Origin of the sequence: Streptomyces kanasensis, from assembly GCF_043077165.1 — a bacterium.
GTDB lineage: Bacteria > Actinomycetota > Actinomycetes > Streptomycetales > Streptomycetaceae > Streptomyces > Streptomyces changanensis.
Genome location: NZ_JBIBSF010000004.1, coordinates 301245 through 307863 on the forward strand (window position 1 = coordinate 301245; position 6619 = coordinate 307863).

The window sequence follows — 6619 nt, forward strand, 5'->3', positions numbered from 1 at the left end:
GTCAGGGCTCCAGCCAGCCCCGGGCCGTGGCCCGCGCCCCCGCCTGGAAGCGCGTGCGCGCGTCCAGCGCCTCCAGCAGCCGGCTGATCCGGCGCCGCGCGGTGTGGACGTGCACGCCGAGCCGCCGCGCTATGGCCTCGTCCTTCAGCCCCGCGGCGAGCAGCCGCAGCAACTCCCGCTGCTCCGCCCGGTCCCCGGCCCCGCCGTCCCGCCAGGCCCCCACGGAAGTCCGGCCCACCGCGCCCGCCGGCCCCGCCGCACCGGCCCCCGCCGCCTCGGCCCCGGCCGAACCGGCACCGGCACCGGAGCCGCCCCCCGCCGCACCGGCCGAGCCCGCACCAGAGCCCGCACCCTCACCCGGCCCGGCGCCCGGCGCACCCGCACCCGGGCACTCCAGTGGTACCGCCCGTTCCCACACCGCCTCGAAGAGCGGCACCAGCGCCTCCCTCAGGCGCGCGTCGGCGACGACCAGGGCGTACGCCCGCGGGTCGGCCGGGTCCGCCGGTGGCAGCAGCGTCACCCGCCGGTCCACGGCCACCAGCCGCGTCGGCACCCCCGCCGCCACCCGCACCCGCAACCCCCGCCGCGCCAGCGCCGCCACCGCGCGGGCCCGTCCGGGCGCGGCGAGCCCCGCCCGGTCCAGTACCGCCCGCACCTCGACACCCCGGGCGAGCAACCCGCTGACGTCCAGGCCCGCGTACGGCGGCCGGTCCATCAGCAGCACCTCCCGCTCGGCCCCGGCGAGGAGCCGCCCGACCCGCTCGTCGACCGCCCGCCGCCCGGTCACGGCCTCGACGCCGCCGGCCCCCGACTGCGCGGCGGCCGCCCGCTCCGCCGCGAGCCGCTCGGCGGTCGACCGGAGCCGCTCCAACTCCGCCGACCTGCGGTGGAGTTCCTCCTGTCGCCGGTCGATCAGCGTGCGGATCGCCGTCGCCGGCGCCGCCGGGTGCGGCAGTCCGCCCTCCCGGGCCGGGTCCGCCGGCCGGGCGAACCCGTGTTCCACCAGCCGGTCCAGCGCGGTGTGCACCCGCTCCCTCGGAAGGTCGAGGAGGTGTGCCAACTCCTCGACGCGTTCGGCCCGTTCCAGCAGCAATGCCTCATACGCCCGCTCCTCGGCCTCCCCCAGGCCAAGTGGGGGCAATCCCCCCTTGATCATGGGTCGGATTCTCTTCGGGCCCTCACCGGACACACAAGTGTGCATGTCCACTTCTCCGCACAGTTGGCTCATTGCCCACCGGTGAAGCGCGCCGCTTGCATGGCCCCACACCACCCGAACGGCTCTGACCAAGCACGTAGGAGGGGTACGAACTGTGCGCGCATCCAGGACGACTTCAGCGAGAACCGGCATACGGAAGGGGGCTGCCGCGAGCGGGGGAGCGGCGCTCCTCGCCGCCGGGCTGCTGATCACGGCGGTCCCCGCCGCCCACGCCGCCGGCACCACCCGGACGGCGGGCCCGCAGGCCACCACGGCGGCGCCGGGCGACCCCCGGCCCACCGCACCGGGGGCCGACCTCATCCCGCTCCCCGAGACGGACACCCCGTCCCTCGTGGACGGCATCCGCGATCCGGCCGACGCCGGCGCCTCCCCCGCCGACGCGGCGCGCGGCCACCTCGCCGCGAAGGAGAGCCGGTACAAGATCCCCGAGCCGCGGCGCGATCTCGCCCCCGTGCAGACCCTCCGACGCGGCGCCGACGAGACGGTACGGCTCCAGCAGAGGCACCGGGGCGTCCCGGTCCTCGGCGGCCAGTACGTCGTCCGCATGGAGACCGGCGCCGGGCGCCGGGCCGTGACCGGCACCTCAGGCCGGTACTTCACCGGCCTGACGGTCGGCACCACGCCGGCCGTCAGCGCGGAGACCGCCGTCCGCCGCGCCGTCGGCGCGACGCTCGACCGGTTCGGCGGCGACCGGCTCACCCGGTCCGGCGCCGACCCCGCCCGCCGTGACGCGACCGGCGGCCCGGCGCTCAGGGGCAGCTCGGCGGGGCTCGTCGTCATCCCGCGCGGCACGGGCGTCCTCGCGTACCACGTGACCGTGCGCGGGACGAACCCGGTGACGGGAGAACCGGTCCTCCAGCACGTCTACGTGGACGCGCGGGCCGGCTACCCCCTCCTCCAGCACACCGGCATCAAGACCCTCACCGCCCCCCGGACCGCCGCCGCGGACACCCGGCAGCGGGCGGCGGGCGCGGCCGCCGCGGAGGGCCCCGCCGCCCCGGCCGCCGCGGCGGACCCCGCCGAAGCCGTCACCGGCAGCGGCGTGCGCCTCGACGGCACGAAGGTGCCGCTGAACGTCGACCGGCCGGCCGCCGACGGGCCGTACCTGATGACCGACCGGGCCCGCATGGCCGGGGGCGGCAAGAACGCGCTCACCACCTGGGACGCCCGCGACAAGGACGTCCTGGACGTCCTCGGCGGCTGGCCGGAGGACCTGAAGCCGTTCTCCTCGCCCACCCCCGCGTTCGGGCAGGACGCCACCGACTCCGGCGCGGTCGACGCCCACTGGGCCGCGGGCCAGGTCCACGACTACTACCAGGAGCGGCACGGCCGGTCCGGCCTCGACGGGCGCGGCTCCGCCGTCGACTCCCTCGTCGGCGTGACCCTGTTCGGCGAGCCCTACGTCAACGCCTTCTGGGACGGCACCAAGATGGTGTACGGCTCGGGTGACGACGAGTTCCGCCCGCTCTCCGCCGACCTCGACGTCGTCGGCCACGAGATGACGCACGGCGTCGTCGAGAACACCGCCGGCCTCGTCTACGCCGGCCAGTCCGGCGCCCTCAACGAGGCCGTCGCCGACTACTTCGGCAACGCCATCGACGTCGACCGCTCCGGCCGCTCGATGGACGACCCCGACGCCGGGCTCATCGGCGAGGACCTGTGCCGCACGGCGAAGCCCCGCGACTGCGCCCTGCGCGACCTGGACGACGGCGCCACCACGGCGAAGAACTTCCTCGGCGTGACCTTCGGCATCGACAACGGCGGGGTCCACCTCAACTCCACGATCTTCTCCGGCGCCCTGTGGGACGTGCGCCAGGACCTCGGCCCCGAGCTGGCCGACCGGATCGTCTACAAGGCGCTCACCGAGTACCTCACCCCGCTCGACGGCTTCACCGAGGGGCGTGAGGCCGTCGTCGCGGCCGCCCGGGACCTCGGCGCCACCGCGCGCCAGGTCGACACCGTCAAGCGGTCCTTCACCGCCCACGGCATCGTGCGCGGCTGGGAGAACGCGCTCGGCGTCGACTCCGACGCCCTGCTCACCAAGGTGAACACCGACGGCACCGAGGTCCAGGCGGGCGGCGGCTGGTGGACGGCCGCCCGGTCCGACGAGGACGGCTCCGAGCCGTACTCCGTCCTCGCCGGCCGCGTCGACGGCAAGGGCGCCCCCCGGCTCATGAGCCCCAACGACGGCCGCTACCACGTGAACCCGGCCACCGACGGCCGCACGGTGGTGTGGGCCGCGTACGGCCCCGACGGCGTCGACGTCCTCTCCCGGCCCCTCGCGGGCGGCCCGGTGAAGAAGCTGCTGTCGACGCAGGGCGACGTCCTCAGCCTGCGCGTCGACCGCGGCACGACCGTCTTCGACGTGTACGACGTCCTCGGCGACGGCCGTCACGTCGGCTTCCTCCGGGCCGGCGACCCGCGGCCCACGTACGTCGACGGCGCCCGCGACGACACCCTCACCGGCCTGCCCTCCGTCGGCCACGGCCGGATCGCCTACGCCAAGCTGTACCCGGCGGACGGCGGCCACCGGCTCGGCGTCGAGATCCTCGACCTGGGGACGGGCCGGACCGTCCTCGCCGAGCAGCTCGGCGAACCGCAGTCCCTGGGCCGCACCGGAGTCAACGCCACCCACGTCTTCTGGCTCAACGACGAGAACCTCGACGACGACGGCCAGTCGACCATCCGCCGCACCGGACACGACGGCACCGGCACGTACGACATCAGCAGCGAGTACAAGCCGGGCGCCCTCGTCGCCTCGGACCTCACCGTCTCGGACACGGCGGTCACCGTCAGCGCCACCCCCGTCGGCGACGGCTCGCAGGCGCTCGACAACGCCGCCCTGCCGAAGGTCTGGCAGCTCACCACGGACGGCTCGCGCACCCAGCGGGTCTCCTGCAACCGCGGCATGCAGCTCTCCCCGGCGGCCGACACCGGCACCCGGGTGGTCTGGCTCGACGGCACGACCGGCTGGACCGACCTCGTCACCCGCGCCCGCCCGGCGGGCCGCTGCGGCTGATCCCGGCGGCCGGCCCACGGGTCGGCACCGGTCGGCGCGGCACCCCCGAGGCCCCCGGCACCCCAGGTGCCGGGGGCTTCCCCGCGGGCCGCGACGGCTCCTCGCCCGCGCGGGCAGCGCCTATGCTGAGGGCGCTCCAGAACGCCTGAGTGGGGTCCGGCCGTATGAACCGTTCAGCAGTGCACGTGATGATCGTCGACGACGAGGACCTGATCAGAGAGGGACTCCGGCGGATCGTCGACGGCTTCGACGGCACCCGCGCCGTGGCCGCCTGTACGGGCTCGGAGGCGCTGGGCGAGGCCGTCCGGCACCGACCGGACGTGGTCCTGCTCGACGTGCGCATGCCCGACCGGGACGGTCTGAGCGTCCTCGCCGACCTGCGGGCCCTGCCCGAGCCGCCGGTCGTCGCCATGCTGACCACGTTCGACGCCGACGAGCACCTGTCGGCGGCGCTGCGCGGCGGCGCGGCCGGCTTCCTCCTCAAGGACACGGCCCCAGAACAGTTGGAGTACCTCATCAAGGAGCTGGCGGCGGGCGGCAGCGTCATCGCCCCGAAGGTGGCCCGCACGGTGGTCGACGGCTACCTGCGCGCGCAGGGCGACGGCCCCGGGGACCGGTCGTCCACCGCCGGTGAGCGGGCCCCCGCACCGGAGCTGACGGCCCGGGAGCGCGACGTGCTCGCGCTCCTCGCCGAAGGGCTGTCGAACACGGAGATCGCCCAGCGGCTGTTCATCGGGACGACCACGGTGAAGGACCACGTCAGCACCCTCCTCGCCAAGCTCGGCGTCACCAACCGGGTGCAGGCGGCGGTCCGCGCCCACCAGCTGCGGCTCGTGCGGTGACGACCCGCTCGACCGCCGAGCGGATCGTCGTGGTCGCCGCCGCGGCCGAGCTCCTCACGGTCGCCGACGCCTTCAGCGCCGTCCCCCTCGCCGTCTGCGCGGTCGCGCTGCTCGCGCTGCCGCTGCGCCGGCGGCTGCCGTTGACGACGCTCTGCGCCACCCTCCCGTCCATCCTCACCGGGCACCTGTGGCTGCCCCCGATGATCGCGATGGTCGCCGTCGCGTGCGGCCGGTCGCGGCCCCGGATCGCCGTCGGCTGCGCCCTGCTCTTCGCGGCGGCGGCCTGCCCCTGGCCGCTGGGGGAGTTCGCCGCGATGACCCGCCAGGAAGTGCTCACCTCGATCGAGGCGGCCGCGCTGCTGAGCCTGGGGCCGACCGCGCTGGGGCTGCTGGTCGCCACCCGGGCCGAGCTGCGGGCCCGCCTCGCCGACCTCACGGCCACGCAGCGGCGCGAGCGGGAGCTGGAGTCGGAGCGGGCCGTCGTGCGCGAACGCGCCCGCCTCGCCCGGGAGATGCACGACACCGTCGCCCACCACGTCGGCATCATCGCCGTCCAGTCGGGCGCCCTGCGGGCCGCCGAGGGCGCGGCGGGCGGGGACCCCTGGAAGCGCGACACCGCCGAGAGCATCCGCCGCCACAGCGTCCGGGCGCTGGAGGAGCTGCGCGACATGGTCGGCGTCCTGCGCGCCTCCGACACCGGCGCGGCCCTCGCCGCGGCCCGCACGGGCCTCGACACCCTGCGCGAACTGGCCGCCGACAGCCTGCTGGACGTGACCGCCGACGTGACCGCCCCCGGGGCGGCCCCGGTGCGGCCGGAAGTGGAGTGCGCGGCCTTCCGCATCGTGCAGGAGTCGCTCAACAACGTCCGCAAGCACGCCCCGGGTGCCCGCGTCACCGTCCGGGTGGCGCCCGCGCCGGACGGACGGTCCCTGACGGTGGAGATACGCAACACCCCGCCGACCCCCGCGCCCGCCGCACCGGCGGGGTCTCCGGTGCCGGGCGGGGCGCGGGAACCGCGGGCGGGCGGGGCGGAGGAAGCGGTACCGGGCGGGCCGGCGGAGGCGGCCGCGGAGCTGCCGGGAGGCGGGTACGGCCTGGCCGGGCTGCGGGAGCGGGCCGAGCTGCTGGGCGGCTGCCTGTCGGCGCACCCCTGCCCGGAGGGCGGCTTCACGGTCCGCGCCGTCCTGCCCCTCTGAGCCGCCCGGGGCGGGACTCCGGGCCGCGCCGGTACGCCGTCCGCGGCCGTCGGCCGGTCGGAGGGGGCCGACCGGAGGTTACGCGTCCGCCGGGCCGCCGGGCAGGATGTGTCGACCGGGCTCCGGCGGGGGCGACCACCCCGGCGGACTCGAGGGGGAGCTTCCGCGGCCGTACGTCCGTGGAACGGCACCGGTCGGTGGGGTTCCGGCGCGACGTGGCACCGGGGCAGCGGTGGGGGGGGCGGGCCGCGCCCCCCCCCCCCCCCCCCCCCCCCCCCCCCCCCCCCCCACCCACCCCCCCCCCCCCCCCCCCCCCCCCCCCCCCCCCCCCCCCCCCCCCCCCCCG

4 protein-coding genes are annotated in these 6619 nt (G+C 76.9%); 3 read left to right on the plus strand and 1 reads right to left on the minus strand.

Annotation, left to right across the window (positions count from 1 at the left end; genetic code table 11):
- Position 1 precedes the first annotated feature (1 nt).
- On the minus strand, positions 2-1156 hold the full coding sequence (locus tag ACF053_RS13025) for a helix-turn-helix domain-containing protein (RefSeq protein ID WP_391953922.1): 1155 nt from the start codon (positions 1154-1156) through the stop codon (positions 2-4).
- 154 nt (positions 1157-1310) lie between these two features.
- Between ACF053_RS13025 and ACF053_RS13030 the strand changes: the two genes are divergently transcribed.
- The 3 genes from ACF053_RS13030 (at position 1311) to ACF053_RS13040 (ending at position 6273) form a co-directional block, all read left to right on the plus strand.
- Complete coding sequence (locus tag ACF053_RS13030; protein WP_391953923.1) at positions 1311-4235, plus strand: M4 family metallopeptidase; 2925 nt, start codon at positions 1311-1313, stop codon at positions 4233-4235.
- Between the two features lie 164 nt (positions 4236-4399).
- The gene (locus ACF053_RS13035; RefSeq protein ID WP_391953924.1) at positions 4400-5077 is read left to right on the plus strand and encodes a response regulator; all 678 of its coding nucleotides are present in this window, start codon (positions 4400-4402) and stop codon (positions 5075-5077) included.
- The gene (locus ACF053_RS13040) at positions 5074-6273 is read left to right on the plus strand and encodes a sensor histidine kinase (RefSeq protein WP_391953925.1); all 1200 of its coding nucleotides are present in this window, start codon (positions 5074-5076) and stop codon (positions 6271-6273) included. Before ACF053_RS13035 ends, ACF053_RS13040 begins: the two co-directional genes overlap by 4 nt.
- The last annotated feature ends 346 nt before the right edge of the window (positions 6274-6619 follow it).

Excerpts from the sequence above, each read along its gene's own strand:
- ACF053_RS13035 (WP_391953924.1), top strand. The coding sequence starts at position 4,400 with ATGAACCGTTCAGCAGTGCACGTGATGATCGTCGACGACGAGGACCTG.
- ACF053_RS13025 (WP_391953922.1), bottom strand. The coding sequence starts at position 1,156 with ATGATCAAGGGGGGATTGCCCCCACTTGGCCTGGGGGAGGCCGAGGAG.